This is a genomic window from Streptomyces sp. NPDC032198 (assembly GCF_040636975.1).
GTDB lineage: Bacteria > Actinomycetota > Actinomycetes > Streptomycetales > Streptomycetaceae > Streptomyces.
Window position 1 is genome coordinate 21,259 of sequence record NZ_JBEZVL010000008.1, and the last position, 25,956, is coordinate 47,214.

Below are 25,956 nucleotides of genomic sequence, written 5' to 3' on the forward strand. Positions count from 1 at the left end.
CGTGAAACCGCGTTGAATGCGCCGTGCCGCAACCTCTGCGGCATGACGACACCGACGACATCGACACCGATCACGCGGCCCTCATCGGCCATAGCGGCCACGGGGCTGCGCAAGGCCTATGGGGACAAGACGGTCCTCGACGGCATCGACCTGTCGGTGCCCGCCGGCACCGTCTTCGCCCTGCTCGGGCCGAACGGCGCCGGGAAGACCACCGCGGTCAAGATCCTGTCCACGCTCATCAGCGCCGACGCCGGCACCCTGCGCGTCGGCGGCCACGACCCGGCCGCCGACGCGCAAGCCGTGCGGGCCGCGATCGGTGTCACCGGACAGTTCTCCGCCGTGGACGGTCTGATCACCGGTGAGGAGAACATGCTCCTCATGGCCGACCTGCACCATCTCTCCCGCAGCGAAGGCCGCCGAGTCGCCGCCGAACTCCTGGAGCGCTTCGACCTCACCGACGCCGCCAAGAAGCCCGCCTCGACGTACTCCGGCGGGATGAGGCGCCGCCTGGACATCGCCATGACGCTGGTCGGCAACCCGCGGATCATCTTCCTCGACGAGCCCACCACCGGCCTCGACCCGCGCTCCCGGCACAACATGTGGGCCATCATCCGCGAGCTGGTCTCCGGCGGGGTGACCGTCTTTCTCACCACGCAGTATCTGGAGGAGGCCGACGAACTCGCCGACCGCATCGCCGTGTTGAGCGACGGGAGGATCGCCGCCGAGGGCAGCTCCGAGGAGCTCAAGCGGCTCATCCCCGGCGGCCATGTGCGGCTGAGGTTCACCGACCCGGCCGTGTACCGGTCCGCCGCCCTGGCCCTGCGCGAGGTGACGCGCGACGACCAGGCGCTGTCCTTGCGGATCCCCAGCGACGGCACTCAGCGCGAACTGCGCTCCCTCCTCGACTGGCTGGACTCCGCCGGCATCGAGGCCGACGAGCTCACCGTGCACACCCCCGACCTCGACGACGTCTTCTTCGCCCTCACCGGCCCGGCCAACACCCGCAGCCAGCCCAAGGAGTCCGCCCGATGAGCTCCCTCTCCCTCGCCGTGCGCGACTCCTCCACGATGCTGCGCCGCAACCTCCTGCACGCCCGGCGCTACCCCTCCCTCACCCTGAACATCCTGCTGACGCCGATCGTCCTGCTGCTGCTCTTCGTCTACGTCTTCGGCGACACGATGAGCGCGGGCATCAGCGGCGGCGGCGCCGACCGCTCCGACTACATCGCCTATCTCGTCCCGGGCATCCTGCTGATGACCATCGGCGCCACTCCGGCAGGGACCGCGGTGTCCGTCTCCATGGACATGACCGAGGGCATCATCGCCCGCTTCCGCACGATGGCGATCCACCGCGGATCGGTGCTCGTCGGGCACGTCGTCGGCAGCGTGCTGCAGGCCATCCTCAGTGTGCTGGTCGTGGGCGCCGTGGCCGTGGCCATCGGCTTCAGGTCCACCGACGCCACCGTCCTGGAGTGGTGTGCGGCGTTCGGGCTGCTCACGCTCGTCGCGCTGGCGTTCACCTGGATCGCCGTCGGGATGGGGATGGCGAGCCCGAACCCCGAGGCGGCCAGCAACAACGCGCTGCCGCTGATGATCCTGCCGCTCATCTCCAGCGCCTTCGTGCCGGTCGACGCGATGCCGGGCTGGTTCCAGCCGGTCGCCGAGTACCAGCCGTTCACCCCCGCCATCGAGACCCTGCGCGGGCTGCTGCTCGGCAGCGAGATCGGCGACAGCGGGTGGATCACGGTCGCCTGGTGCCTGGGTCTTGCCGCGCTCGGCTACCGCTGGTCGACGTCGCTGTTCCACCGCGACCCGAGGTAAGCGCGCGGGCCGCCTCCCACAACTGGCCCCGATCCAGGGCGGCGTACCGCGACTCCGCGTCGGCGTACGCCGCCGGGTCGGCGTTCTCGGCCGCCTCCCGTGCGCGGGCCGCCGCCATCGTGGGCTGGAACTCCCGCAGCACCCGCAGCCGTTCGGCAAGCGCGATCAGCCGTACGGCGGAGGCGTCGCCGGACGCGAGACCGGCCATGCCGAGGGCGTGCAGCATCGTGCCGAACACCGGCAGCTCCACGGCCGAGCGGGGCGGGCCGTCGAGCAGCGTCCGCAGCCGCTGCCCCAGCCGGTCGACCGGCTCCGTGACCAGTTCGAGGCGGCCGGCGTGCGCGTGCGCCGTCACCGCCGCCGACTGGATCTGCAGGGCCCAGGGGTCGAGCCACGGGTCGCCGCCGTGCAACGATCCCGCCGCGGGCATCCGCTCCACGGCGCTGCGCCACAGGCTTAGCCCGGCCTCCGTCAGCCCGCGGGTGAGGGCGATCTCCGCGCGGCTGCCGAGGTCGGGGCTGTAGAAGGCGTTCTCGTACGGGGTGCCGTCCACCTCGGTCTGCCGCAGCCAGTACTCGGCCTCGTCGGGGTCGCCGCGCTGCAGGCAGGCCAGGACGAGGGCCGAGCGGATGCCGATGTAGTCGAGCTCGTCACCGAGCCGCGGCAGAGCCTTCAGCGCCGCCTTGAGATGCTCGTAGGCGGTGTCGCCCCGCCCCATCCGCAAGGACAGTTCACTGAGCCGGGAATGGCCCATGAGCTGCAGGGACGGATGATCGACGGGAGCGAGCGCGGTGATCATCCGGTGGGCCGAGGCGAGCGCGCCGTCGATGTCGTGCTCGTACTCCCACACATAGCTGGCCACACACTCGGCGATCCCGGCGACCAGGGGCTGCTCGCTGGCGCAGAGCGCGTGCAGCACGGCGTAGTCGGGAGGGCGCATCCCGGGAAGTGCGCTCAGGACTGCCGCGGTGGCGCGCGGCAGCGTGTCCGGCGGGGCAGCGGGCAGCCGACGGAGGGTGGCGAGCTGGCGTACGCCGTGCGGCCCGTAGTTCATGAACAGACCCGCCGCGCACAACACCGCCGCGGCGCGGGCGACTTCGACGTACTCGGGCCCGGGGTAGTAGTGCGACAGCGGCGGGCCGGTGTCGGCGGCGAGCGTGGCCAGGCGGGGATAGTTGGAGTCGGTGGACCACAGCGCGGCGAGGACGGCGGTGAGGGCGGCGATCGTGGGGCCGTCGGTGCGGGCCAGGGCATACCGCAGGGCGGCCACGAGGTTGTCCTGCTCGGCCCTGATCCGCTCCCGGGCGGCGACGGGGCCGCCCCCGTCCGAGGCGAGCCGGGAGCCCGGGGAAGCGGCCGGGCCGAAGAGCACGTCGTGGTGGGCCACCCCGAAGCCCCGCGCCCACGCCAGGAAGCGGCCCACGGCCTCGTCCTCCTCGCCCGCCTCCGCACGGCGGGCCGCGCTGAACTCCCGTACGGCCTCCAGCATCCGAAAGCGCACACCGGCCGGGGTGTCGGCCACGGTGAGCAGCGACTGGCCGGCCAGCTGCTCGAGGAGCCACAGGGCGTCGTCGCCGAGCACCTGCTCCGCCGCCGCACCGGAGAAGCCGCCGGGGAAGACCGACAGCAGACGCAACGCTGCCCTGGCTTCCTGGGCGAGCAGGTTCCAGCTCCACTCCACGACCGCGTGCAGCGTGCGGTGGCGCTCCGGTACGTCCCGCGCCCCGCCGCGCAGCAGCGCGAACCGGTCGCCGAGCCTGCGGGCGATCTCCGGCACCGACAGCGCCCGCACGCGCGCCGCCGCCAGCTCCACGGCGAGCGGCAGCCCGTCGAGGTGACGGCAGACCTCGGCCACCGCGTCCGGCGACAGCTCCACGCCGCTCCTCGCGGCCCGCGCCCGCTGCGTGAACAGCTCCACCGCGGTGTCGAGTCCGAGCTCCGGCAGCGCGTACACCGCCTCCGACGAGAGGTCCAGCGGAGCCCGGCCGGTGGCCAGCACCCGCAGCTCCTTCGACGAGGCGACCAGAGCCTGTACGAGGTCGGCGGCGCCCCGGATGACCTGCTCGCAGTTGTCGAGCACCAGCAGCGCGGGCCCGGAGCCGAGCACGCCGAGGATGCCGGAGACCGGGTCGGCCGCGCCATGGCCGCTCACGACGCCGTGCCGCCCCTCGCCCGCACCCAGCGCGGAGGCCACCTGCGTGGCGACGTCCGCGTCCGCGGTGACGGCGGCGAGCGGCACGAAATACACCACGCGCTGCTCGGCCCGGCGGCTGACGGCGTGCGCGAGGCGGGTCTTGCCGAGGCCGCCGGGCCCGACGACGCTGACGGCACGGAAGGTGCCCAACAGGTCCTCCACCGCCGCGATGTCCTCCTGCCGGCCGAGGAGCGGATTCGGCTCGTGCGGCACACCGTGCCGGATCACCCGCGCCTCACCGCCCAGCAACTCCCGCTGTACGGCCCTGAGCCCGGTACCGGGATCCGTGCCGAGTGTCTCGCGCAGCTCACGGCGGTAGGCCTCATAGCGCGTGAGCGCGGCGGACGGGCCCGCCGTCGCCGCCTCGGCGCGCAGCAACTGGGCGAGCACTTCCTCGTCACGCGGGTGCTGCGCGGCGGCCACGGCCAGCGGAGCAGCGGCCTCCGCATGCCGACCCAGGCGGGCGAGCGCGAGCGCCTGCGCGCGCATGAGCGTGCCTCGGACGGGAGCGCGGTCGGCGCGCAACGCGGCGACAGGATCGCCGGTGGCGTCGGGGCCGTCGGTGCCGGCCGCCACGCCAGGGGTTCCCTGCCACAGCGCGAGCCCGGCCTCGGCCTCGGCCAGCGCTCCCGCGTGATCCCCGGCCCTGGCACGCTCCGCGCTCGCGGCGGCATGCAGCAGCAGGGCGGAACTGTCGACCTGATCCTCGGCCAGGGTGAGCCGGTATCCCGTCGGTGTGCTCGCGATGACGTCGGCACCCCACTGCGCCCGCGCCCTGGACACCAGGACCTGCAACGCCTTGCCCGGCCGCTCCGGCAACGCGTCCGGCCACAGCCCTGCCACCAGCCGCTCGATTCCGCAGCCCGAGCGCAGGTCGCCCGCGAGCAGCGCCAGGAGGCCGCGCAGCCGGGGCGCGGTGACCTCCTGCCCGCGATGGGCGACACGCGGCAGCAGGGTCAGTTCGGTGGTCACATGTGCAGATTAGCCAAGGCGCCGTCGGCCCTTGGCCCCTGTCACGAGCCCAACTCCCACGGGGCGGGCGGGGCCTCACCCGACGTCCGCATGGTGGACGCGAGGACCGGACGGCGCGTCATGTGCCCCACGCCACACGACGTGAGGAGACATCTTCGGCGAGAATGCGCCGATGGACCTCCCCCGCCAGCTCACCCCGATCCCGAACGCCGCCGGGCTGCACGTGTGGATGCCTCCCGGCGGCGGCAGTTGGGGCTACGCCAACTGCCTGTGGATCATTTCCGGCGACGAAGCCGCCATCATCGACACCCCGTACGACGGGCCGCTGACCGACGCGATGATCCGGGCGGCCCGCCCGGTTCTCGGGACGCGACGCGTGACCACCGTGGTCAACACCCACGCCAACGGCGACCACAGCTGGGGCAACCACCTGTTCCCCGGCGCGAACATCATCACCACCCGCACCGGCTCCGAGCACCTGGCGCACGAGCCGACGCCCCAGGAGATGCACCGCCTGCTGAACGAGACGCCCTCCGACGGGGCACTGGGCTGGTACATCCGCCGTCACTTCGGTGTCTTCGACTTCCTCTCGGCCCGGGTGACCCCACCCACCTCCACCTTCAGCGGGCACCACACCTTCACGGTCGGTGCAACGGAGGTCGAGCTCATCGAGGTCGGTCCCGCGCACCACGCGGGAGACCTCATCGTCAAGGTGGGTGACGTGGTCTGCGCGGGCGACGTCTTCTTCCCCGAGGACCATCCTCCGCACTGGTCGGGCCCGTTGCAGAACATCATCGACGCCAACGAGACCATCCTGGGACTCTCGCCCCGCGTCATCGTTCCCGGGCACGGCGGGCTCAAGGGGCCCGGTGACCTGAGCGAGCACATCGACTACCTGCGCACCATGCAGGGCGAGATCCGGCTGCGTTTCGAGAAGGGTCTGTCGGCCCGTGAGGCCATGGACGACATCGTCCGACGTGGCCTCTACCCTCAGCTCGGCCTCCCGGAGCGCCTCATGATCGTCATAGCGCTGGAGTACAGCCACCTCCGGGGCACCAGCCCCGACAACACCGTCATCGAGCTGGCACACAGTGCAGCCCAGTGGGCCTTCGACCAGCGCACCGAGCCTCAACTGCCGGTCGCCTGACGGTCCGGAATGTGGCCGGCCGCCCCGGAACGTCATTCCCGCGTCGACTGGGCCGTACTGGACGCCGCAGCCATGATCAGCCGTCAACTGACCCGGGCCGGCGCGTCTCCGCCCCCGCTCTGTGACCTGATCCGACGTGACCTAACCTGATCGGTTCCGACCCATCCATCGGATCCATCAACTGCTCGACAGTGTTTTGCGAAAGGCTTTTTGTGACCCGCTCCGTCCTGATCACCGGCGGCAACCGCGGCATCGGCCTGGCCACCGCCCGCGCCCTGCAAGCGGCGGGCGACCGCGTCGCCGTCACCTACCGCACCGGTGAACCCCCCGAGGGACTCTTCGCCATCCGGTGCGACATCACCGACACCGAGCAGGTGCAGGCCGCCTTCAAGGAGGCGGAGAACGAGCACGGCCCGGTGGAGGTACTGGTGTGCTGCGCGGGCATCACCAAGGACCAACTCCTCATGCGCATGAGCGAAGAGGACTTCACGTCCGTCATCGACACCAACCTCACGGGCACGTTCCGCGTGGTCAAGCAGGCCAGCAAGGCGATGCTGCGCGCCAGGTTCGGGCGCGTCGTCCTGGTGTCCTCGGCGGTGGCCCTGCGCGGGGAGAGCGGCCAGGCCAACTACGCCGCCTCCAAGGCCGGACTCGTCGGCTTCGCGCGCTCCATGGCGCGCGAACTCGGCTCCCGCAACGTCACCTTCAACGTTGTCGCCCCCGGCCTCACGGAAACGCAGATGATCGAGAGCCTCACCGACGAGCAGCGCGAGAGCCTCGTACGGCAGATACCCCTGGGCCGCCTGGCCCGCCCCGAGGAGATCGCCGCGACCATCGCCTTTCTCGCGTCCCCCGCCGCCGGCTACATCACGGGTGCCGTCATCCCCGTGGACGGTGGTGGCGGCATGGGGCACTGACACCCGCGCGAGACACCCCGCCGAACCGTCAGGCCCCTTTGTGCGGGACGTCCTTGACGAACACGAGCCCGTCGAGCCCGGTCAGGTGGGCCGGGTCGACCGGGGCGTAGCCGAACCAGGGGGAGACGCGGGGTGCGATCGGAGTGCCGCCGAGGGCGGTCGCCAGCCGCGGGGCGTCGATGAGGCAGCGGTGCTGGGGGAGCGCGTAGAGGAGCCCTTCGACCGTGTCCGGCGGCGGGGTGTCCACGCCCTGGTGCTGAAGCGTGCCGAGGGCCGTGGCCAGGAAGGCGTACTCCTCGCCAAGCCGTGCGCTCACGAGCGCGCCGGCGCTCCACCACTCGACCAGCGGCTGGTCCCACATGCGCATCGTGCTCTTGTCCCGCTGGAGATGACTGTTGTGGGCGTGGACGAAGGTCCGGCCCCGGTCGGCGAGGGCGAGGAGGTTGTCCGCCATCATCTGGTCGCGCAGACCCACCAGCCGGGCCATCCGCCTCGGGGAGGTGTCGGCCATCCAGTGGTGGTAGCGCAGCAAGCCCGTGGCGGTGCGCCCGTACAGGCGCGCTCGGTCCAGGTCGTCCCGCGAGGTCACCGTGATCAGGTGCGGGGTCTGCGCGTCGAGCAGGGCCACGAGGTCGTCGGCGAGCAGCCGCAGCTCCTTCGCCTCCGCCGACTGCCCCACGGACTGTGCCGGGTCCATCATCGCGTCGGGGTTGGTCCACTTCTCGTCGGCGCCGAGCAGGCGGTCGAGGGTCTCCGCGGTGCAGGGGAGCAGGTCCGCATCCACCATGCGGGCCGAGAGATAGCTGTGGAGCAAGGTGAGTGCCCGGCGGGGGCTCGCGGCGTGGGTGATCTCCAGGGGGCCGTCGAAACCGGCGAAGCGGACCTGCTCGGACGCGGGCCGGCCCTCGTTGAACGCCCGTGTCCAGCGTACGAGTTCACGGTTGGCCGCGGAGGTGCCCAACCCCAGGTCGGGGTGGCTGAATCCCTGCTCCATGACCTCGTCGAGAGAGCCGGTGCCCGAGGTGACGTAGTCGTCCACGACCAGCCCCTTCATGCAGTCGCTCTCGATCGCGATCGTCCGGTAGCCCGCTTCCTCGACGAGCTGCCGGAAGAGCTCGTTGCGCAGGTCGAGCAGAGTGTCCTCGCGGTGGGTGGGCTCACCCAGGGCGAGTACCTGTGGCCGGGACGGGAGGAGCTTCATGACAGCGGTCGCTTCGAAGGCATGGGCGGTGTCCTTGATGTGAAGAGCCATGCCTTAAACGCTATCGTTGAACCATCGGTTGAAACTTTTCTGCCACATGGGTGGGCGCATGGGGGAAAACCTTCAAAACGGGGTGCGGCTCAGGCCGGTCGACCTGGCGCGCGGGCACGGTCTGTCGACGCAGGCGATCAGGAACTACGAGGAGGACGGGATCCTCCCGGCCGCTGAGCGCACACCCAGCGGCTACCGCACCTACACCGCGCTGCACGCGCGGGCCCTGCGCGCGTTTCTCGCCCTGGTGCCCGGCCACGGCCACCGGACCGCGACGGCGATCATGCGGGCCGTGAACCAGGGCGAAGCCGAGGAGGCGTTCCGTCTCATCGACGAGAGCCATGTGCAGCTCCTCGACGACCGGCGGACCCTCCAGGCCGTGGAGAGGGCACTCGGCGACCTGGGGCCCACGCCGGCGTCCGGGGCGCAGGCCGGGGCCGACGACCGGTTCATCGGGCCGCTGGCCGGAAGGCTCGGGATCCGGCCCGCGACGTTGCGTAAATGGGAGACGGCCGGTCTCGTGCACCCGCGCAGGGACCCGCGGACCGGGTACCGCGTCTACGACGAAGCCGACGTACGGGATGCCCGGCTGGTGCACCAACTCAGGCGGGGCGGCTACCTGTTGGAGCAGATCGCCCCGCTGATCGCCCAGGTGCGAGCGGCCGGCGGCCTGGAGCCCTTGGAGGCCACGCTGAGCGACTGGCACGATCGGCTGTCCGCCCGCGGCCGTGCGATGCTGACGGGCGCCGCCGAACTGGAGGCGTACCTCAGCGAGAGCGGGCGAGCCGAACCCTGATCGCCGTGACTCCACACTCCACGGTCTTGCTGTGCCGCTCGCTTTTCCGCATCAATTCTCCCCGCGTCAATGCAGGATTTCCGCCCGCAGCCTCTCTTCCGGTGTGGCGATGTCCCAGTAGCGAACAGTGCCCCGCGCGTCACTGAAAGCGCCGGTGCCACCGGTGATGGCCATGTCGAGGGAACGCGTTCCGCTGGTCCAGAGCGACTGCATCGTCAGCGAACCACGCTCGAGTTCCACCGTGATCAGACACTGTGTCGTGAGTTTCTCGCCCTCGATGCGAACGACCTGACACGATCCGCCCCCATGCCCGACTCGGCGTCCGTCCTGTAGCGCGATGCCGGAGTAGACGTCCATGTCACCCAGGCTCGGCCCCGCCGGGCCGAGATCAGTGGCCTCGTGCTGGTCGTTCTGAATCTTGATCTCGAGGACCTCGACCTGACGCTTCCCGCCCTGTGCCGGGGTATCGGCGGTCGCTCCTCCCGCAGCGCAGAAGCCAATCGCAGCGGTGGCCAGAGATATCGCGAACAATCTCTTGCTGGTGACCATGGTGGATTCTCCCCACTTGGAATTCCTGTTTCCCGTGCGAACAACTCGACGCTATTGCGCGTGCGTCATGACGTCTAAGATCAATTTCGCTATGGGGTCATGGCCGCGGAGGCATGAGGAGCGGAGCGCGTCGTCACCCTGTATCGGTGGCTTGTCGGTCGCCTGTCGGAAGGGGCCCGGCACCTTTCCTGCACCTCCGCGGGAACCTTTGCCCGAGTCGGCTCCTCTGTCGGGCATCGATTCCCGACGCAGGAGGTCTCATGTCCGACCGAACGGCACAGCGAGCAGCCGTAGTTCTCGCCTCGGTGCTCACCGTGGACGCACTGTTCCACCTCTACTGGGCGACCGGCTCCACCTGGCCCGCCGACGACGCGGAGAGTCTGTCGTACGCGGTCCTGGGCACCGAAGCGCCGTTCACCCCGCCCGTCGTCCTGCCGCTCGCCGTCCTCCTGCTGGCGGCGAGCGGCATCGTCGTCGCTCAATCCCGGCGCCCCCGCAGACTGTTCCGGCTCGGAACCCTCGCGGTGGCGGGCGGACTGGGCCTGCGCACGGTGGCGGGCCTCTACTGGCTCTTCGCGCAGGACACCGGTTCAGCCTTCTACTGGCTCAATCTCGGGCTCTACACCCCGCTGTGCGCCCTGCTGGGGATGGCCGCGATCAGAGTCCTCCGTGGCGCGGCGACACCCACTCTCCGCAAGGGCAAGGCCCGTTGGGAGGATGCCGTACGTGTCCGATGAGGAAACGGCGGGCCGGGTGCGCGCGGCGCAGCGCGGCGACACGCTGGCCATGGCCGAGCTGCTGGACGAACTCGCCCCCTACGTGAGCCGTATCTGCGGCCCCATCGCCCTGGATCAGGGTCAGGACGCCGCGCAGGAGGCACTGGTGGCGGTGTTCCGTTCGCTGCGCACCCTCAAGGAGCCGGCGGCGCTGCACGGCTGGGTCCGTGCCATCGCGGTGCGCGAGGCCGTCCGGCTGGCCCGGCGCGCCGCCCGTGCGGTGCCCGCCGACCTGAGCGCCCTGCCCTCACGCGGCGACCCCCAACTGGGCGCCGACATCAGGGACGTACTGGAACGGCTGTCCCCGGAGCACCGGGCCGTACTCGTGCTGCGTGACGTGGAGGGCCTGGACGAGCGGGCCGCGGCCGAGCTGCTCGACATCCGCGTGGGCACCGTCAAGTCCCGGCTGCACCGGGCCCGCGACACCTTCCGGAAGGCATGGACCTCATGACTGAAACCACCGGCGGGTGGCCCGCCGCCGACCTGGACCCCGTGCGGCGACTGCGTGTGCTCGCCGCCGCCATCCCCGGCGCACAGGTCACCGAGGGCTTCGTCGCGGCCCCCTGCGATCGTGTCCAAGCCCTGCTGGGCGATCTGGAGGGAGCCTTCGGGCGGATCACCCCCGACATGCGGGGGCTCAGGGTCGTACGGAGGGATGGCGTGCGCGTGGAGGCGCTGGCCCGCAGCAAGTACGGGATGCGGGCCCGACTGTACGGGGAGCAGCGGCCCGGCTGGTGCTGGCTGCAGAGCCGCTTCCTGCTCATCGGCGCCGCCGCGGCACCGGACGGCGAGGGCACCAGGGTGGCGTTCACCGGCGGGGTGCGGGTGCCGGGACGTGCCGCATTGGTGCCGCTGGGTGTACGACGGGAGGGGGAGCGGAGCCTGCAGCGGCTCAAGGGCCTGCTGTGAAGGGGGAGGGCGTGGTCCTGGCCATATGGCGATTTCTGTGGAGTAGCGCTCGATCCGGGTAGAAAGGAGGGACGCGGCGATGAGAGGAGACGTAGTGGCGTCGGACGACGAGGACGCGGAGCGCCTGCTGGACGGCCTTTCGGTCGATGAGGCCCGACCGGAGCGCCCGGTGCTGCTCGACGCGCAGGGTGAGCCGCTGCGGACCTGGCAGGAGAACTATCCCTACTCGGAGAAGCTGAAGCGCAAGGAGTACGAGCGCCAGAAGCGGATCCTGCAGATCGAGCTGCTGAAGCTGCAGAAGTCGGTGCGCGATCAGGGCCAGCGTGTCGTGGTCGTCTGCGAGGGGCGGGACGCGGCAGGCAAGGGCGGCACCATCAAGCGCTTCACCGAGCGCCTCAACCCCCGAGGTGCCCGTGTCGTGGCGCTGGACAAGCCCACGGAACGCGAATCGGGCCAGTGGTACCTGCAGCGCTACGTCGCGGAGTTGCCGTCCGCCGGGGAGATCGTCTTCTTCGACCGCTCCTGGTACAACCGAGCCGGTGTCGAGCCCGTCATGGGTTTCTGTACTCCGCGCCAGCACGAGGAGTTCCTGCGGCAGGTGCCGATGTTCGAGAAGATGATCACCGATGACGGCATCGTGCTGGTCAAGTTCTGGTTCTCCGTCTCCAGGGCGGAGCAACGTACGCGCTTCGCCATCCGCCAGGTGGATCCCGTACGTCAGTGGAAGCTCTCGCCCACGGATCTGGCCTCGCTGGATCTCTGGGACGCCTACACCCGCGCCAAGGTGCAGATGTTCCGCGCCACGGACACCGCCCACGCACCGTGGTCGGTGATCAAGTTCAACGACAAGCGCCGTGGTCGCCTCGAAGCCATCCGGCACCTGCTGCTGCGTGTCGACTACGAGTCGATGGACAAGGACGCGGTGGGGGAGGCGGACCCGCTCATCATCGGCCCGGCCGACACGCTGTTGGAAGCGGGCGAGGACCCGACGGACCTGTCACCCAGCAGACTCGCCGAAACTGGTCAGGGACCTGGCCTGCACCCCTAAGGGCCTGCACCCCTAAGGGCCTGCACCCCTAAGGGCCGGTCGCCCGGCCGCGACCGGTGGGGAGGCGCGGGCCGTCAGCGTGTCGCGAGGTCCGCGAGCAGCTGGGCGGCGGGCTTCGGGTGGACGAGCCAGCGCAGGTGGCTCCCCTCGAGGGTGCCGACGTGGAAGGGGTTGTCGGGGGTGAGCGCGTCGGCCTCGCGGATCATGCGGTCCTGCATGGCGAGCGGGACGCTGGCGTCGTCGGCCAGTCGCACATAGCTCTTCGGGATGCGGCCCCACGTCGCGGCCTGCGCACGGTCGGCGGGCGTGCCGATGTCGAGGTTCTCGTCGGGCTGGAAGGTGTTCAGGAACGTACGGAACTCGTCGTCGGTGAGGTCGTCTGCGAAGGCCTGCTTGACCGCGGCGAGCGTCTCCGGGGCGGCAGTGCGGAAGTTGACCCGGAGCAGGCCGAGCTCGGCCGGGTTCCCGACGAGCGCCGAAGCGTAGGAGCCCCCGTCGACCTCCGCCATCTCGGGCTCGGCGTAGTAGCCGTTGACGTCCAGGTCGACGGGGCACCAGGCGGCGACGTAAGCGATCCGGTCGACCAGCTCGGGCCGGGCGTTGCCGACCGCGGTGATCGTGGCGCCGCCCCTGCTGTGGCCGACGAGGATGGTCGGGCCGTTCTGCTTCGCCCGTTCGAGGACCTCGATCACGTGGGCGGCGTTGTCGGCGAGAGTGACCCCCTTGAGGCTGCCCGGTTCCCCGGCGAGCGCGTCGAGATCCTGCGGCGCCTGGTAGGCGGCGGGGTAGGTCGCCCCGAACCCGTGGCCCGGAAGGTTCAGCGCGACCGAGCGGTGCCCGAGGAGGCCGAGCTCCGCCTGCAGCGGCGCGAACGAGAACGAGTTCGAGAAGGCGCCATGAACGAATACGAACGTCGGCTGCTTTTGCATGCTCGTAGCCTCCAATGGAACGATCTTCGAAGCAAGCACGATTTGGGCAGTTCTGTGTCGTTTTCCGGCCCGCCGGTGCGACCTTGGCCTGTAGTGCTCGCGCACGTATTCGTATACGGAAAAGACCAGGTGGGACGCCGTGCCGTCCTGGTGCCAGGTACGCAAGGGGCTCGCGGGCGCCGCCGTGCTTAGCATGGCCTCATGACCGTAGATCTGTTCGCGGGTATCCCTGTCCGCGACTACACCACGGCGGTGGCCTGGTACGAGCGACTGCTCGGCGGGCCGCCCTCCTTCCTGCCCAATGACACCGAGGCGGTCTGGGAGCTCGCCGAACACCGGTACGTGTTCATCGAGGTGCGGCCCGAGCACGCCGGGCACGCCCTGCACACCCTCTTCGTCGAGGACTTCGACACCCGCGTCGCCCGGATCGCCGAGCGGGGTCTGAAACCGGACACGCGCGAGACCTACGCCAACGGCGTCCGCAAGGCCACCTTCCGCGATCCGGACGGCAACGAGATCGGAATCGGCGGCGGCCCGTCGGACTGACCGGGACCGACCGGGCGGACGGCACTGGCTGGGGGGACGGGACCGACCGGGCGGACGGGACCGACTGGGGTGGACGGGACGGGCGATTTCGTCCAGCTCTTCGTCCAGCCCGTCGTTCAGCTCGGTGAACTCGCCGCCGTCGCGCTCGCCTTGGCACAGAGGTAAGGGCGCGCGAGGAACAGGGCGGTGCCGGTCAGGATGATGCCGAAGTAGACCGGCGCCAGGTGGATGAGGTCGGTGTAGTGGATCGTGCCGTGCACCACGACAGCCGGCAGGAAACCTGCCGCGCCCGCCGCCGCCAGAGTCCAGAACACCCACGCCTCGCCCCGCCGCCAGCCCCACGCGCTGAGGAGCACGATCGCCACCGCGGCGGACATCAGGGCGCCGCCGAACCCCGCGCGGTCGTGGGCGAGGAACGGCACGAGCCGCGGATTCACGGCTTCCAGTGTGTGCGCGTCGGTGCCGAGGAAGGTCAGGTCCGTCGGCACGAAGACATCGGTCAGACCGACCACCGAGATCACCGCCCCGCCGACGAAGAGGCCCGCGCCCGTGAGAATCATCAGGAGCTGGCCGACCAGTGCCCGCCTGCGCTCCGGCTCCGGCCCCTCGGCCACCAGGCGCCACCGCGGCCCCTGCGGGGCGCGGCGGACGCCTGCCACGAACATCGGGAACAGCACGAGCGCGGTGGCCGTGTGCAGGGGCTCCACGAAACCGGTGGCCAGGAAGTAGAACAGGGTGGGGAAGCCGATCGCTCCTGAGAGCAGATACACCTCGCGGGCCCATGGCCAGCCGCGGCGGATCCCACCCACGGCGAGGCCGGTGTAGAGCGCGCCGATGGCCACCATCGTGCCGGCCATGGTGATCCGGTCGTGCTGGAGGAAGTGCACCAGGTGGTGGTTGGCGGCGTGCAGTTCGTGCAGCGTCATGCCGAGGTAGTCGCGGTCGTACCAGAGCAGCACCGGCCCGAGCGTGATCGCCGCCGCGCCGAGTCCGGCGCCCGTCATGCCGAGCCCGACGAGCAGTGCCCACCACCAGGCGGGCCAGCGCCGTGGATCACGGCCGACGTCGCGCAGCACCGGAGCGGGGGCGGTGGGCGTGGCCGCCTCGACGACCCGCGCGAACCAGCCGGGTCCCGCCGCCACGAGCACCCCCGGCCGGATGAGCACGACGGTGCCCGGCTCGTCGAGCACGGTCGCGGCGGCGGTGACCGACGGATCGGACACGTGGACGACGCGCGGGTCGTCGTCGCCGGTGAATCCGTCCACGTGAGGCTTGAGGGCGGCCTCGACCTCCGGGTCGCAGGTGCGCGCGACCACCGGTATCGCGCGGCCGTCGGCGGCCTCGCGCACGGTCTGTATGTCAGCCGCCGAGACGGGCGCCACCTCGACGACACCGGCCCCCAGCGGTGACATGGCGCGGACCGTGTCGCGGGCCAGCGAGGGCGGGACGGTGATGCCGAGGCGGACGGCCACGGGCACACCGGCCACCTCGCCGGCCAGCCGCTCCGGCGGATGCCGGTGGCCGAACCCGCGGGCGATCAACCGCGCTCCCGCGGGGCGGGAGCCGATCGTGGCCAGCATCCGCAGGGCGGTCCGCTGCGAACGGCGCAGTCCGAGTACGGCAGCGGCGGCGCCGCGCAGGGGTTGGTAGGTCCAGTCCGGCATCAGGGGGTCTCGTTCTCCGTCGTGGTCGACTGCTCACCGGGTGCGGTCCAGCCGAGGACCGGCGTCATGGACCGCAGCGTCGCCCACGCGGGCATCAGCCGGGCTGCCGTGTCACGCAGCAGTACGGCGGGTGGCCACGCGAGCTGGCCCATGTCGCCGAGCCGGGCGGAGCGGCGCGTGATGGCCTGGGTCCGCGGGCGGCGCAGCAGGTCGTACGAGTGGAGCGCGGCGGCCAGGTCGTCAGGGGCGGAGTCCAGGCAGTGGGCCAGGGTGACCGCGTCCTCGAGCGCCTGGCACGCACCCTGGCCGAGGTTCGGGGTCATGGCATGGGCCGCGTCCCCGAGCAGCGCGACCCGGCCGCGTACGAAGGAGGGCAGCGGCGGCAGGTCGTACAGATCGTGCCGGAGCACCGCGTCCGGGGGGACCACGGCCAGCAGACGGGGGATGGGGTCCGGCCAGGACCCGAACCGGCGCAGCAGTTCGTCGTGTTCGGAGGAGTCGCTGATCGTTCCCGCCGGCAGCGAAGCGGTCGCGAAGCAGTACATCCGCCCGCCCGGCAGCGCCGTGTAACCGAACCTCTCCCCGCGGCCCCAGGTCGCCGCGCCCTCGGCGGGCGGGTCGGCGAGGGGCTCGGTGACCATGCGCCAGGCGGTATATCCGGCGTACCGGGGGTCGGCCGCGCGGGGCCACAGCGCGCCGCGGACCGCGCTGCGCAGCCCGTCGGCGCCGATGACGAGGTCGGGCCGGGACGCGCCGCCGGGGTGCTCGACGACCGGGCCGTGGTCGTCGTCGCGGACCTGGGAGACCTCGCTGTCCGGCCGCAGGCTGTCGGCGGGCAGCGCCTCGGCGAGCGCCCGCAGCAGGTCCGCGCGGTGGAGGACCAGCAGGGGGTGGCCGAAGCGGCGGGTCAGCTCCGCGTTGTCCGTACGGGTCAGCCAGCGGCCCTTGCGGTCGCGTACGCCACCAGCGGCCTCGACGGCGCCCAGTGCCCGGACGGTGTCGGCCAGGCCGAGCGCGTCGAGGGCTCGCAGCGCGTTGGGCCACAGGGAGATGCCGGCGCCGATCTCGGTGAACTCCGGGGCCCGCTCCAGGACTTCGACGCGCCAGCCCCGGCGGTGCAGGGCGATGGCCGCCGCGAGGCCGCCGATCCCGCCGCCGACGATGGTCGCGGCGCGCTGCGGCATGGTTCCTCGCTCTGGGTTCGGGGGCGCCACCCCCGGTCAAGTGGCCTGCGATCCGGTGCCCGAACGGCATGCGAGGTGCGCAAGTCCGGCTGAGCAGCGCCTTATAGCAACATGTCGACAGGAGCCTGTCAACGTGACGAGGAGCGGTTCACCCCCGCCGTCCGGCGCTCGATCAGAAAGCCTAGCCTTGCGGCATGGGAGTGGGCATCGAGGTTCTTGTCGTCGACTGTGACCGGGTCGAGGCGGCACCGGCGGGCGAACGGCGTGAACTGCTGGAGGAGGCCGCATTCGGAGTCGAGGGCGACCTCGACGAAGCGGGGTGGATCTGGCCGTCGGCAGCGGGCACCGACTGGTACGGCCGGTACGCCTTCCGGCACACCTTGGGCTCGTACAAGCCGCACTTCTGGGCGGGCGAGCGATGGGAGAACGTCAGGGACTTCGCCGCCCCCGGCCTGCGCGCGGCCCTTGACCGCTTCACGGCCGCACTGTTCTGGCAGGGCCTGGAGGACGTGGCCGGGGAGACCGCCGGGGGTCTGCCCGAGCGGGAGTGCCCGTGGGACGCGGACCTGCTCCTGTGGCGGCCACCGCACGACATCGCCGCCATCAAGGCCTTCTGGACCCAGGCAGCCCCTGACCTGGACACCTTGCGGGAGCCGTTCGCGCGACACGCGGCGGTGCCGAACGGCTGGATCGGCGACTTCGCCTCGTTCGCCGAGTTCCTCAAAGGATGGGGCGAGGTGGTCGCCGAGGCGGACCGCCGCGGCTGGGGCATCGTCGGGCTCCGCTGCTGAGCCCCGAAGCGCGCTCCCGTCCGCGACGGCGTGCCGGATCTCCACGACGGCGCGTCGGAGATACGGCGAGACGCCAGGCCGGCGGGGATACTGTCCGGTGTGATGCGGTTTGTACTGTTGTTCGTGCTCGCGCTCATGGGCTTCGGGTTCACGGCGCTGTCCCTCACGGTCTCGCCGTGGTGGTGGCCCCCTGCCGCGATCGCGCTGGCCCTGACCGCCGTAGGCCTGTACGACCTGGTGCAGCGCAAGCATTCCGTGCTGCGCAACTATCCGCTCCTGGGCCACCTCCGCTACCTGCTGGAGAGCCTGCGCCCGGAACTCCAGCAGTACTTCGTCGAGCGCAACTACGACGGGCGTCCCTTCGACCGGGACGTCCGCAGCATCGTCTACGAGCGGGCGAAAGGCACTGCGGCGGAAGAGGCCTTCGGGACCGAACGCGATGTCTACGCCGAGGGCTACGACTTCCTGGTGCACTCCATCGCGCCCGTACCGGTACGCGAGACTCCGCCCGTCGTCCGCATCGGCGGTCCGGACTGCACCCGGCCGTACGACATGGCGCTCCTGAACGTCTCGGCGATGAGCTTCGGGTCGCTGTCCGCCAACGCCGTGCTCGCGCTCAACCACGGCGCCGCGCTCGGCGGCTTCGCCCACGACACGGGAGAGGGCGGTATCTCCGAGTACCACCTGCGGTACGGCGGTGACCTCGTCTGGGAGGTCGGCACCGGATACTTCGGCTGCCGCACGAAGGACGGCGATTTCGACCCGCGGCAGTTCGCCGAGCAAGCGGCGCGCGACGAGGTCAAATGCGTGTCGCTGAAGCTGTCCCAGGGCGCCAAGCCCGGCAGCGGCGGCCTGCTGCCCGGCAGCAAGGTCAACGCGGAGATCGCCCGGGCCCGCGGCGTTCCCGAAGGTGAGACCGTCGTCTCGCCCTCCTACCACCGCGTCTTCAGCACGCCGCGTGAACTGATCCGGTTCCTGGCGCGGATGCGGGAACTCGCCGACGGGAAACCCGTGGGATTCAAGCTCTGTGTCGGATCCCGCCGCGAGTTCCTGGCCCTCTGCAAGGCCATGCTGGCAGAAGGCAGCACCCCGGACTTCATCATCGTCGACGGTTCGGAGGGCGGCACCGGAGCCGCGCCCCTCGAATTCGCCGATCACCTCGGTCAGCCGCTCACCGACGGACTGCTCATCGTCCACAACGCCCTGACGGGCACGGGTCTGCGCGACCGGATCCGCATCGGCGCCAGCGGCAAGGTCGCCACCGGCGCCGACATCGTCAAGCTCCTCATCCAGGGCGCGGACTACACCAACGCGGCCCGCGCCATGATGTTCGCCGTCGGCTGCATCCAGGCCCAGCGCTGCCACACCAACACCTGTCCCGTCGGCGTCACCACCCAGGACCCACGCCGTGCCCGCGCCCTCGACGTGCCCGACAAGTCGCTGCGCGTCCAACGCTTCCAGACCGCCACGGTTGCCGGCGCGATGAAGATCATGGCGGCCATGGGGGTGTCCGAGCCCGGCGAGCTCCGCCCGCACATGCTGCGCCGGCGCACCGGCCCCGCCACCATCCTCGCCGGCCATGAGCTCCACGAACGCCTGGCGCCCGGGGAGCTCCTCGACAACACCCCGCCGCACTGGGCCGATGACTGGTCGGCCGCCGACCCCGACCGGTTCGCCTAGCGGAGCGGCGGATGGGGCTTTGCGGTGATTCATCCAGGGCGCGAGGGGTACCGGCAGGGCGAGTGATCGTTGGCCCGCTGAAGCCAACCGACAAAGAATCGACCCATCGACCCATCGACCAAATGACCAATCAGCAAGGAGAAGTCATGTCAGAGCACGAGAAGGGGGCGGGACGGCCTGTCCTGGTCGGAGTCGAGCAAGGCGGCGACCAGCCCGCCGTGGTGCGTTACGCGGCGCGGCACGCGTCGTTGCACGGCCTCCCGCTGAACCTCCTGCACGTCGCGGCGGAGGGGTCTTCGCCGGCCGGTCCCGGGGAAGGGCACGCGGACGGGGAAGAGCGGAGCCCGGTGACGCAGGCGGTGGCGACGCTCGTGAAGCCGTTGGTGGAGCTGGTCGAGACGGAGTTCCCCGATGTGGCGGTGACGGCAGAGGCCGTGGCCGGTCGGCCCGCGGCGGTGTTGGTGGAACGCTCCGCCGAAGCGGCGTGGCTGGTGGTCGGCCACCGCGGCGGTGGCGGATTTCCCCGCCTGCCGCTGGGGTCGGTGAGCTGGCAGGTGGCCACTCATGCTTCCTGTCCCGTCGTCGTGGTCCGGCCTGGGGAGAACACTGCCCGGGAGAACCGGGTCGTGGTCGGCGTCGACGTCCATGACGTTCCGCACGAGGCACTGGATCTCGCCTACGCCGAGGCTCATGTCCGCGGAGCCAGGCTGGAGCTGGTGTACGGCGCGTTTCACCTCGGCCAGATGCCCGCGGGACCGGGCATGGTGGCGCCCAACTTCGAGGAGCTCGACGAACGGGCGCGCCAGGCGCTGCGGGCGGAGGCCGCCAAGCGCCTCAGCCGGTTCCCGGAGGTGGCGGTCGACCTGCGGGTCGAGCAGGTGCGGCCCGCGACGATCCTCTCCGAGGCGTCACGGCGCGCGGCCCTGCTGGTCGTGGGTTCTCACGGCCGTACCGGACTGCGACGGCTGATGCTCGGATCGGTCAGTGGCGAGGCGCTGCACACGGCGGAGTGCCCGGTGGCGGTCGTGCCGCACAGGCATTGATCGCGACGCGGTACGGCGGCCCGCGCCCGGCCGGGAGCTGGTACCCCAGCGTGATCCGCACCTGGCTCACCAAGGAACGGGAAGAAGAGCTGGTGGGGGCCCTGGGCATGGGCGAGGGTGTGGACCATGGACCTTCTGCAGTTGCGCTACTTCCAGGCCGTCGCCCGCTTCGAGCACATCAGCCGCGCCGCACAGGAACTGCGCGTCGCTCAGCCCTCGTTGAGCCGCACCATCGCACGTCTGGAGTCCGAGCTGGGCTCGCCCCTCTTCGACCGGCAGGGGCGCCGCATCAGACTCAATCCGTACGGTGCGATGTTCCTGCGGCACGTGGAGCGTGCCCTGAGCGAGCTCGACGACGGCTGCAGGGCCGTGCGTGACGCCCGTGACACCGGGCTCGGACGCGTCAGCGTCGCCTCCGAAACGCTTCTGACGATCACTCACCTCCTGGGCAGCTTCCGGACCGATCATCCGCGGGCCGACGTACGGCTCTTCCAGTCGACCGCGCAGGAGATGGACCGCCGATTGCGCACCGGCGAGGTCGACTTCTGCGTGGCCTCACAGCCGCTGACCGGCACGAACCTCGAGTCGGTCGAGCTCGCGCGCGAGGAGGTGCTGCTCGCGGTGCCGATCGGGCACTGGCTCGACGGCCGACAGAGCGTGACGATCCCCGAGATCGCCGACGAGCCCTTCGTCACCACGCGCCCGGGTCACTGGCAACGCACCCTCCTGGACCGGCTGTTCGCGGCCGAAGGGCTCACGCCGCTGCTGTCCTGCGAGGGCGATGAGCCGGGCGCCACCCAGGACATGATCAGTGCAGGGCTCGGCATCGGCCTCATCCCGGAGATCTCCCACCAATCAGGCACGGAGATACGCGTCCCGGTCGCCTGGACCCACGTGGACGCACCCGACTGCGAGCGGATACTCACCCTGGTGTGGAGCCAAGACAGCTACCTGTCCGAAGCGGCCCTGAAGTTCCACGAGTTCATCACCCGCGAACCTTTCACGACCCACCGCCTACCGGACGCACGCGGTTAGGGTGCTCCCCGCTCCGCCTCCAGTGGGGCGGTGTCGATCGAGTCGTGTGTGCGAGCATGCCGAGATGGTCGAGGCGAACCTGGGCAAGCTGGCGGACGCGACGAAGACGGCGATCGTCGTTCCAGTAGCCGAAGTCGAGGCAGTGGTAGGGCTTTACCGGCGCGTGCTGGACCACACGGCGTCCTGGCCGGTTCCGGCGCACGTCACCGTTCTCCACCCCTTCGCCGCTCCGGCGAGAATCACCGACGGCATGCTCGAGGACGTGCGGACATGTCTGGCGGAAGTCCCCGCCTTCACCTGCACGTTCTCGAAGGTCGCGTGGTTCGGGCAGGACGTCATGTGGCTGGCTCCCGAACCGGATACGCCCTTCCGTCGGCTCACCGACATCGTGTGGCGTCAGTTCCCCGAGTTTCCGCCCTACCGAGGTACACATCCCGAGCCGACGCCGCACCTGACTGTCGGAAGCACACGCCTGGCGGATCTTGCCGGTATGCAGCGGGCAGCCGGTGACTTGAGGGCGAAGCTCCCGATCGATGCCCGCATCGACCGTGTCCGTCTGATCGCCGGTACTGAGGCGCCAGGCTCGTGGCGGAACGTGGCCGAGTTCGCGTTGCCGCCCACAGCGGCCACGACCGCCCGAACCTGAGTCCCAGCATCGATGTCAGACCCCTCTGCCACGATCGGCGCATGGGATTCTTTGACGATCTGGTGGTGGCGGAGGAACCGGTCGCGGAGCGGGACGCGTTGGTCTGGCTGTGTCCGCCGGGGGATGATGCCGGGCGTCACGCGCCGCCCGTCGACTGGTTCGCACCGGTGTTGCACTCGCAGTTGGAGGTGGTCGGAGCAGCGGCCAACGCCCGGGTGGTGGTGACGGGATGGTCCCTGTGGCCGCAGGCGGCGACCCTGCATCTGTCGGTCTTCCGCAAGGCCCGCTGGTCGACCGCGGACGCAAGGCGGCAGTCCGGGCTCAGGGTCGGCCTGTCGTTCTGCGACGGCCGCCGAGTGACTTCCCTGGACGCCCCGGTGCACCGAGCCGTGGAGTGGACGAGGCCAGACGGGCAGCAGGCCACGGCAGTCACGGAGCAGGCCGTCGGCCTGATCCCACTGGACGTCGACCTGCACCAGCCCCGCCGCTCCCTCTTCAAGACCGACGTCGACCTGTACCTGGCGGAACTTCCCCCGCTGGGCGAGGCGCAGTTGGTCGTCGAGTGGCCGGACGAGGGCATCGGCGAGACACGCACCTCGATCGACACCGCTGCGCTGCATGCCGCGTCGGCGCGCGTGCTCGAGGTCTGGCCGGGCCTCGAACCGCCGGAGCCGAGCCAGCAGCCGGGTTCTTTCGCGACCTTCGAAGTGGGTGGAACGCCCGGGTTGCTGGCTCGGCCTCTGACAGGGCACCAGCGCACGATGCTTCGTCGTCAAGAGGAGGAGCAGCGGCGCTATCTGCCGCGGGCCGACTGGGAACAGGTGGCCTACGGGGACTGGGGGGACGCGGATGTGATCCGGGCCCGGCTCCAAGGCGGTGCACCGCCCGACGCCCGTGTCGGATGGCTGGGGTCGACCCCGCTGCACCAGGCAGCGGAGCGCGGAGCAGCGGAAGCAGTCGCCGCGCTCCTGTCCCATGGCGCGGAGGTCGACTCACCCGACGACGACGAACACACCCCGCTCTGGTACGCCGCCTGCACCGTTGACGAGGACACCGTCCGGGCCCTGATCGCCGCAGGGGCCGACGTATGGACACCCCAGACGGGACCCTGGTCGCCGGGCCGGCTGCTGCTGACCACATCGCTCGCGTCCCTCGTCGCGGACCTTCCCGGCGCGGTGGAGCTCCCCGCCGAAGAAGCCGCCGCCTTCCGGGAGGCGGACACCCTCATCGCGGCCTGCGGCGAGCGAGAGTTGTGGACCGAGGGGCTCGGCCTCTGCTTCGTGCGGGGGCTGAGCGAGGAAGAGGTGATACGCCGCCTGGGCGCTGACCCCGCACAGTGCCCGACGGTAGACCTTGAGCACGCTCCCTTCGACCTGACGGACTACGACGAATCCCTCCACTACGTGGGGGTGGGCAGCGTGCCCGGCGCACCAGGCGGCTGCATGATCACACAGGAGGGATACATGCCGAGCGACGACACCGTGCTGCGGGCGATATCGGCAGGCACTGCCGCGTACGGCATCTACTTCAATCCCAAGGGCGGCACCTTCGGGACTCTGGCCGAAGACGGCGAGGTCACTGCGCGCGAGGAAATCGGCCTGCGGCCGGACGAGTCGGATCCGTCCGCCTACTGGCACTTCCGCTTCTGGCAGCGAGAGCACCCCTTCCCGCACGACGCCAACACCTTCGCCTACGCCGCCGCGGCGGCCGGTCTGCGTATCAGGGACGCCGAGGAGGCGGTGGACCGCCGCATGCCGCGCCGCTGGGTGGAACTGCCTCCCCAGCTTCGGCGATGAGAGGTCCGGTACGCGGCCGCGCGTGATCAGCCGATGGGCGCAGGCAGGGGAACCACCCGGTAGGGGAGCTGGATCGTGTTGCCGGTGGCGGGGTCGCCCAGCTCCACGCGCCAGCCCTCGGCGAACTGGTCCACGCCCTCGGCCATGGGGACGCCCTCTACCTCGCCGTCGCGGCAGCCGTGACCCTCGTTGGTCTCGGCCTGGGCAGGGACTGCGCCCACGCCGAGAAGGAGGACGAACTGCTCGCGGGCGCCACCACACCGGAGGCCGCCCCCGCCGCCCGCGTACCGTGACCCACCAAGTCAGCCCCTGACGTCCTCCCGAAACCGAAAGGCAGCCCACCGTGCGCATCGCACTGAGCCAGCTCACCACCGGACCCGATCCGGCCGAGAACCTCGCCCTCATCGAGGACTGGACCGCACGCGCGGCGGACGCCGGCGCGGACATCGTCGTGTTCCCCGAGGCGTCGATGGCCTGCTTCGGCACCCCTCTGGCGTCTCTCGCCGAACCCCTGGACGGCCCCTGGGCCACCGCGGTGCGCGCCATCGCCGAGGCTGCGGGCATCACGGTCGTGGCGGGCATGTTCACCCCGGCTCCCGGCGGCCGGGTGACCAACACCCTGCTGGCCACGGGGCGCGGCGTCGAAGCGACGTACGACAAGATCCACCTCTACGACGCGTTCGGCTACGCCGAGTCCGACACCGTGGCCGCCGGATCGCGGGTCGTCACCATCGACGTGGACGGCGTACGACTGGGCCTGGCCACGTGCTACGACGTGCGCTTCCCGGAGCTGTTCCGGGCCCACGCCGACGCGGGTGCCACCGCGACCCTCCTGTCGGCCTCCTGGGGCGCGGGCCCCGGCAAGGTCGACCAGTGGGAGCTGCTCGTGCGGGCCCGCGCCCTGGACGCCACGCTGTGGATCGCGGCCGTCGACCAGGCCGACCCGGCCGCCGGGGGAGTGGCGGCCGGTGGCACGGCGCCCACCGGTGTGGGGCACAGCATGCTCGTCGGCCCCGACGGGACCGTACGCCGCCGTCTGGGGGCCGAGCCCGAACTGACGGTGGTCGAGGTGGACGCCGACGAGGTCGCGGCGGTCCGCAAGAACATCCCGGTACTGGCCAACCGCAGGCTGGGGGAGAAGCGCTGAGCGCCAGGCCCCGCCTATCCGGCCAGCAGTACCTTCAGCGTCGACTCCAGGTGGCTGTCGATCGCGGCGCAGGCAGCCTCCGTGTCACCGGCCGTGATCGCGTCCACGATCGCCCGGTGCTCGTCGAGCACGGCTTCCTGGCGGCCCTGCTGGTTGTAGAGGGCCACGACACCGGCCCGCACCTGGCGGCTGCGCAGCCCCTCGTAATGCCGGTCCAGGAGCGTGTTGCCCACGGCCGACACGAGCGAGGAGTGGAAGAGGTGGTCCACGTCGATGAACTCCTTGGCCTGGTCGGGGCCGCTCAGCGCGCGCTGCCGCTCCAGGCACGCGCCCAACTCCCGTACCGGAGCCCGGCCCGAGCCGATGACGTGCTGCGCCGCGTACCGCTCGACGATCCCGCGCAGCTGCATCAGCTCGGTGATCTGACGCCCCGACAGCGGCGCCACCCGCGCACCGCGCTTGGGCACGAGATCGACCAGATCCTCGGCGGCCAGCAGGAGGAGGGCTTCGCGGATCGGAGTGCGCGAGACGCCGATGCGATCGGCGATGTCCTGCTCGGAGAGGAACTCGCCCTGCATCGCAGGGTCCGTCAGGACCGTCTCCTTGAGGTACGCGTACGCCTTCTCCCGACCCGATGCCACTACTACCCCCAGAGATCGCATACACCGTGTATACGGAAGTTACCACGAGGCCCCGCATCCCGGCCTCGCCCGGACCGGAGGAACGCCACGCCGTAGAACGGCCACATCTGGGCCACTCGGCGTGGTTCAGTCCGGCAAGGCTGGGAACGCCGCACGAGAGGGCACCGAATGCCCTCCGGGCGCCGTCCTGAACAGGGGCTCCCGCACCCCTGGGTGCCCGTCGAGGGAGTGCGTCCCGCTGGGTGAGAGGGGAGCTCGCCCGCGCGGGGCGCACGCTGCCGTCACCCGGGAGCTTCGCCCGTCGACGTGCTCGGGTTGTAGTCGGCGAAGTAGTGCCGGGGGTCGTCGATCTGCCGCAGCAGGCGGGCCATCGGCTCGGCCAGCGTGTCGCCGTCGAGGGACAACAACGCCTCCAGAGACACCCCTTCGAGGTCGACCACGTCGGACTTTATGGCGGTCATCGGCTCTGTCATG

25 protein-coding genes are annotated in these 25,956 nt (G+C 71.0%); 17 read left to right on the forward strand and 8 right to left on the reverse strand.

What is annotated here, in order from left to right:
- Positions 1–42 precede the first annotated feature (42 nt).
- Complete coding sequence (locus tag AB0E78_RS21670; protein WP_361834760.1) at positions 43–1,032, forward strand: ATP-binding cassette domain-containing protein; 990 nt, start codon at positions 43–45, stop codon at positions 1,030–1,032.
- A complete protein-coding gene (locus AB0E78_RS21675) occupies positions 1,029–1,820 on the forward strand; it encodes an ABC transporter permease (protein ID WP_361834763.1) in 792 nt (263 codons plus the stop codon). The genes AB0E78_RS21670 and AB0E78_RS21675 overlap by 4 nt, the downstream gene beginning before the upstream one ends.
- Here the strand turns inward: AB0E78_RS21675 and AB0E78_RS21680 are convergent.
- Positions 1,741–4,986, reverse strand: coding sequence for a BTAD domain-containing putative transcriptional regulator (locus tag AB0E78_RS21680; RefSeq protein ID WP_361834765.1), 3,246 nt, complete (start codon positions 4,984–4,986; stop codon positions 1,741–1,743). The two genes, AB0E78_RS21675 and AB0E78_RS21680, sit on opposite strands and share 80 nt — an antisense overlap.
- 172 nt (positions 4,987–5,158) lie before the next feature.
- On the opposite strand from AB0E78_RS21680, the gene AB0E78_RS21685 reads away from it, so the two are divergent.
- Both AB0E78_RS21685 and AB0E78_RS21690 read left to right on the forward strand, forming a co-directional pair.
- A complete protein-coding gene (locus AB0E78_RS21685; RefSeq protein ID WP_361834768.1) occupies positions 5,159–6,133 on the forward strand; it encodes an MBL fold metallo-hydrolase in 975 nt (324 codons plus the stop codon).
- 212 nt (positions 6,134–6,345) lie between these two features.
- On the forward strand, positions 6,346–7,050 hold the full coding sequence (locus tag AB0E78_RS21690) for a beta-ketoacyl-ACP reductase (RefSeq protein WP_361834771.1): 705 nt from the start codon (positions 6,346–6,348) through the stop codon (positions 7,048–7,050).
- Positions 7,051–7,078: 28 nt separating this feature from the next.
- Here AB0E78_RS21690 and AB0E78_RS21695 read toward each other — a convergent pair whose 3' ends face one another.
- Positions 7,079–8,302 carry an erythromycin esterase family protein gene (locus AB0E78_RS21695; protein WP_361834774.1) on the reverse strand — a complete coding sequence of 408 codons (1,224 nt, stop codon included), beginning with the start codon at positions 8,300–8,302 and terminating at the stop codon, positions 7,079–7,081.
- Positions 8,303–8,360: 58 nt separating this feature from the next.
- On the opposite strand from AB0E78_RS21695, the gene AB0E78_RS21700 reads away from it, so the two are divergent.
- Entirely contained in the window at positions 8,361–9,098 is a 738-nt protein-coding gene (locus AB0E78_RS21700; RefSeq protein ID WP_361834777.1) for a TioE family transcriptional regulator, read from the forward strand.
- Between the two features lie 66 nt (positions 9,099–9,164).
- On the opposite strand, the gene AB0E78_RS21705 is transcribed toward AB0E78_RS21700, so the two are convergent.
- Positions 9,165–9,647 (reverse strand): hypothetical protein, encoded by a 483-nt coding sequence (locus AB0E78_RS21705; protein WP_361834779.1) that lies wholly within the window; start codon positions 9,645–9,647, stop codon positions 9,165–9,167.
- A 260-nt stretch (positions 9,648–9,907) separates the two neighbouring features.
- Between AB0E78_RS21705 and AB0E78_RS21710 the strand changes: the two genes are divergently transcribed.
- The 4 genes from AB0E78_RS21710 (at position 9,908) to ppk2 (ending at position 12,380) form a co-directional block, all read left to right on the forward strand.
- Positions 9,908–10,384, forward strand: coding sequence for a DUF3995 domain-containing protein (locus AB0E78_RS21710; RefSeq protein ID WP_361834782.1), 477 nt, complete (start codon positions 9,908–9,910; stop codon positions 10,382–10,384).
- Positions 10,385–10,433: 49 nt separating this feature from the next.
- On the forward strand, positions 10,434–10,874 hold the full coding sequence (locus AB0E78_RS21715; protein WP_361835852.1) for a sigma-70 family RNA polymerase sigma factor: 441 nt from the start codon (positions 10,434–10,436) through the stop codon (positions 10,872–10,874).
- Positions 10,871–11,332 (forward strand): hypothetical protein, encoded by a 462-nt coding sequence (locus tag AB0E78_RS21720; RefSeq protein ID WP_361834784.1) that lies wholly within the window; start codon positions 10,871–10,873, stop codon positions 11,330–11,332. Before AB0E78_RS21715 ends, AB0E78_RS21720 begins: the two co-directional genes overlap by 4 nt.
- 79 nt (positions 11,333–11,411) lie before the next feature.
- Positions 11,412–12,380, forward strand: coding sequence for a polyphosphate kinase 2 (gene ppk2, locus AB0E78_RS21725; protein ID WP_361834786.1), 969 nt, complete (start codon positions 11,412–11,414; stop codon positions 12,378–12,380).
- Between the two features lie 74 nt (positions 12,381–12,454).
- Here the strand turns inward: ppk2 and AB0E78_RS21730 are convergent, their stop codons facing one another.
- Positions 12,455–13,309, reverse strand: coding sequence for an alpha/beta fold hydrolase (locus AB0E78_RS21730; protein ID WP_361834788.1), 855 nt, complete (start codon positions 13,307–13,309; stop codon positions 12,455–12,457).
- 201 nt (positions 13,310–13,510) lie between these two features.
- Here AB0E78_RS21730 and AB0E78_RS21735 point away from each other — a divergent pair, with 201 nt between their 5' ends.
- On the forward strand, positions 13,511–13,855 hold the full coding sequence (locus AB0E78_RS21735) for a VOC family protein (RefSeq protein ID WP_361834791.1): 345 nt from the start codon (positions 13,511–13,513) through the stop codon (positions 13,853–13,855).
- Between the two features lie 116 nt (positions 13,856–13,971).
- Here AB0E78_RS21735 and AB0E78_RS21740 read toward each other — a convergent pair whose 3' ends face one another.
- Positions 13,972–15,519 carry a hypothetical protein gene (locus AB0E78_RS21740; RefSeq protein WP_361834794.1) on the reverse strand — a complete coding sequence of 516 codons (1,548 nt, stop codon included), beginning with the start codon at positions 15,517–15,519 and terminating at the stop codon, positions 13,972–13,974.
- Positions 15,519–16,703, reverse strand: a complete 1,185-nt coding sequence (locus AB0E78_RS21745; protein WP_361834796.1) for an FAD-dependent monooxygenase — start codon at positions 16,701–16,703, stop codon at positions 15,519–15,521. Before AB0E78_RS21745 ends, AB0E78_RS21740 begins: the two co-directional genes overlap by 1 nt.
- 194 nt (positions 16,704–16,897) lie before the next feature.
- Here AB0E78_RS21745 and AB0E78_RS21750 point away from each other — a divergent pair, with 194 nt between their 5' ends.
- From AB0E78_RS21750 to AB0E78_RS21780, 7 genes are all read left to right on the forward strand, one after another.
- Complete coding sequence (locus AB0E78_RS21750; protein WP_361834799.1) at positions 16,898–17,494, forward strand: hypothetical protein; 597 nt, start codon at positions 16,898–16,900, stop codon at positions 17,492–17,494.
- A gap of 102 nt (positions 17,495–17,596) precedes the next feature.
- A complete protein-coding gene (locus AB0E78_RS21755) occupies positions 17,597–19,174 on the forward strand; it encodes an FMN-binding glutamate synthase family protein (protein ID WP_361834801.1) in 1,578 nt (525 codons plus the stop codon).
- A gap of 146 nt (positions 19,175–19,320) precedes the next feature.
- Entirely contained in the window at positions 19,321–20,217 is an 897-nt protein-coding gene (locus tag AB0E78_RS21760) for a universal stress protein (RefSeq protein WP_361834804.1), read from the forward strand.
- 126 nt (positions 20,218–20,343) lie between these two features.
- Positions 20,344–21,252, forward strand: a complete 909-nt coding sequence (locus AB0E78_RS21765; RefSeq protein WP_361834807.1) for a LysR substrate-binding domain-containing protein — start codon at positions 20,344–20,346, stop codon at positions 21,250–21,252.
- 64 nt (positions 21,253–21,316) lie between these two features.
- On the forward strand, positions 21,317–21,898 hold the full coding sequence (locus AB0E78_RS21770; RefSeq protein WP_361834810.1) for a 2'-5' RNA ligase family protein: 582 nt from the start codon (positions 21,317–21,319) through the stop codon (positions 21,896–21,898).
- 41 nt (positions 21,899–21,939) lie between these two features.
- On the forward strand, positions 21,940–23,694 hold the full coding sequence (locus tag AB0E78_RS21775) for an ankyrin repeat domain-containing protein (protein WP_361834813.1): 1,755 nt from the start codon (positions 21,940–21,942) through the stop codon (positions 23,692–23,694).
- A gap of 343 nt (positions 23,695–24,037) precedes the next feature.
- Positions 24,038–24,841 carry a carbon-nitrogen hydrolase family protein gene (locus AB0E78_RS21780; RefSeq protein ID WP_361834816.1) on the forward strand — a complete coding sequence of 268 codons (804 nt, stop codon included), beginning with the start codon at positions 24,038–24,040 and terminating at the stop codon, positions 24,839–24,841.
- 14 nt (positions 24,842–24,855) lie between these two features.
- Here AB0E78_RS21780 and AB0E78_RS21785 read toward each other — a convergent pair whose 3' ends face one another.
- Both AB0E78_RS21785 and AB0E78_RS21790 read right to left on the reverse strand, forming a co-directional pair.
- The gene (locus AB0E78_RS21785; RefSeq protein ID WP_361834819.1) at positions 24,856–25,503 is read right to left on the reverse strand and encodes a GntR family transcriptional regulator; all 648 of its coding nucleotides are present in this window, start codon (positions 25,501–25,503) and stop codon (positions 24,856–24,858) included.
- Between the two features lie 260 nt (positions 25,504–25,763).
- Entirely contained in the window at positions 25,764–25,955 is a 192-nt protein-coding gene (locus tag AB0E78_RS21790) for a hypothetical protein (RefSeq protein WP_361834822.1), read from the reverse strand.
- Between the last annotated feature and the right edge of the window lies 1 nt (position 25,956).

Bases quoted from the DNA above. Each gene is read 5' to 3' on its own strand.
- AB0E78_RS21670 (WP_361834760.1), top strand. From the start codon at position 43: ATGACGACACCGACGACATCGACACCGATCACGCGGCCCTCATCGGCC.
- AB0E78_RS21675 (WP_361834763.1), top strand. From the start codon at position 1,029: ATGAGCTCCCTCTCCCTCGCCGTGCGCGACTCCTCCACGATGCTGCGC.
- AB0E78_RS21685 (WP_361834768.1), top strand. From the start codon at position 5,159: ATGGACCTCCCCCGCCAGCTCACCCCGATCCCGAACGCCGCCGGGCTG.
- AB0E78_RS21695 (WP_361834774.1), bottom strand. From the start codon at position 8,302: ATGGCTCTTCACATCAAGGACACCGCCCATGCCTTCGAAGCGACCGCT.
- AB0E78_RS21700 (WP_361834777.1), top strand. From the start codon at position 8,361: ATGGGGGAAAACCTTCAAAACGGGGTGCGGCTCAGGCCGGTCGACCTG.
- AB0E78_RS21705 (WP_361834779.1), bottom strand. From the start codon at position 9,647: ATGGTCACCAGCAAGAGATTGTTCGCGATATCTCTGGCCACCGCTGCG.
- AB0E78_RS21710 (WP_361834782.1), top strand. From the start codon at position 9,908: ATGTCCGACCGAACGGCACAGCGAGCAGCCGTAGTTCTCGCCTCGGTG.
- AB0E78_RS21715 (WP_361835852.1), top strand. From the start codon at position 10,434: ATGGCCGAGCTGCTGGACGAACTCGCCCCCTACGTGAGCCGTATCTGC.
- AB0E78_RS21720 (WP_361834784.1), top strand. From the start codon at position 10,871: ATGACTGAAACCACCGGCGGGTGGCCCGCCGCCGACCTGGACCCCGTG.
- ppk2 (WP_361834786.1), top strand. From the start codon at position 11,412: ATGAGAGGAGACGTAGTGGCGTCGGACGACGAGGACGCGGAGCGCCTG.
- AB0E78_RS21730 (WP_361834788.1), bottom strand. From the start codon at position 13,309: ATGCAAAAGCAGCCGACGTTCGTATTCGTTCATGGCGCCTTCTCGAAC.
- AB0E78_RS21735 (WP_361834791.1), top strand. From the start codon at position 13,511: ATGACCGTAGATCTGTTCGCGGGTATCCCTGTCCGCGACTACACCACG.
- AB0E78_RS21740 (WP_361834794.1), bottom strand. From the start codon at position 15,519: ATGCCGGACTGGACCTACCAACCCCTGCGCGGCGCCGCCGCTGCCGTA.
- AB0E78_RS21745 (WP_361834796.1), bottom strand. From the start codon at position 16,703: ATGCCGCAGCGCGCCGCGACCATCGTCGGCGGCGGGATCGGCGGCCTC.
- AB0E78_RS21750 (WP_361834799.1), top strand. From the start codon at position 16,898: ATGGGAGTGGGCATCGAGGTTCTTGTCGTCGACTGTGACCGGGTCGAG.
- AB0E78_RS21755 (WP_361834801.1), top strand. From the start codon at position 17,597: ATGCGGTTTGTACTGTTGTTCGTGCTCGCGCTCATGGGCTTCGGGTTC.
- AB0E78_RS21760 (WP_361834804.1), top strand. From the start codon at position 19,321: ATGTCAGAGCACGAGAAGGGGGCGGGACGGCCTGTCCTGGTCGGAGTC.
- AB0E78_RS21765 (WP_361834807.1), top strand. From the start codon at position 20,344: ATGGACCTTCTGCAGTTGCGCTACTTCCAGGCCGTCGCCCGCTTCGAG.
- AB0E78_RS21770 (WP_361834810.1), top strand. From the start codon at position 21,317: ATGGTCGAGGCGAACCTGGGCAAGCTGGCGGACGCGACGAAGACGGCG.
- AB0E78_RS21775 (WP_361834813.1), top strand. From the start codon at position 21,940: ATGGGATTCTTTGACGATCTGGTGGTGGCGGAGGAACCGGTCGCGGAG.
- AB0E78_RS21785 (WP_361834819.1), bottom strand. From the start codon at position 25,503: ATGCGATCTCTGGGGGTAGTAGTGGCATCGGGTCGGGAGAAGGCGTAC.
- AB0E78_RS21790 (WP_361834822.1), bottom strand. From the start codon at position 25,955: ATGACAGAGCCGATGACCGCCATAAAGTCCGACGTGGTCGACCTCGAA.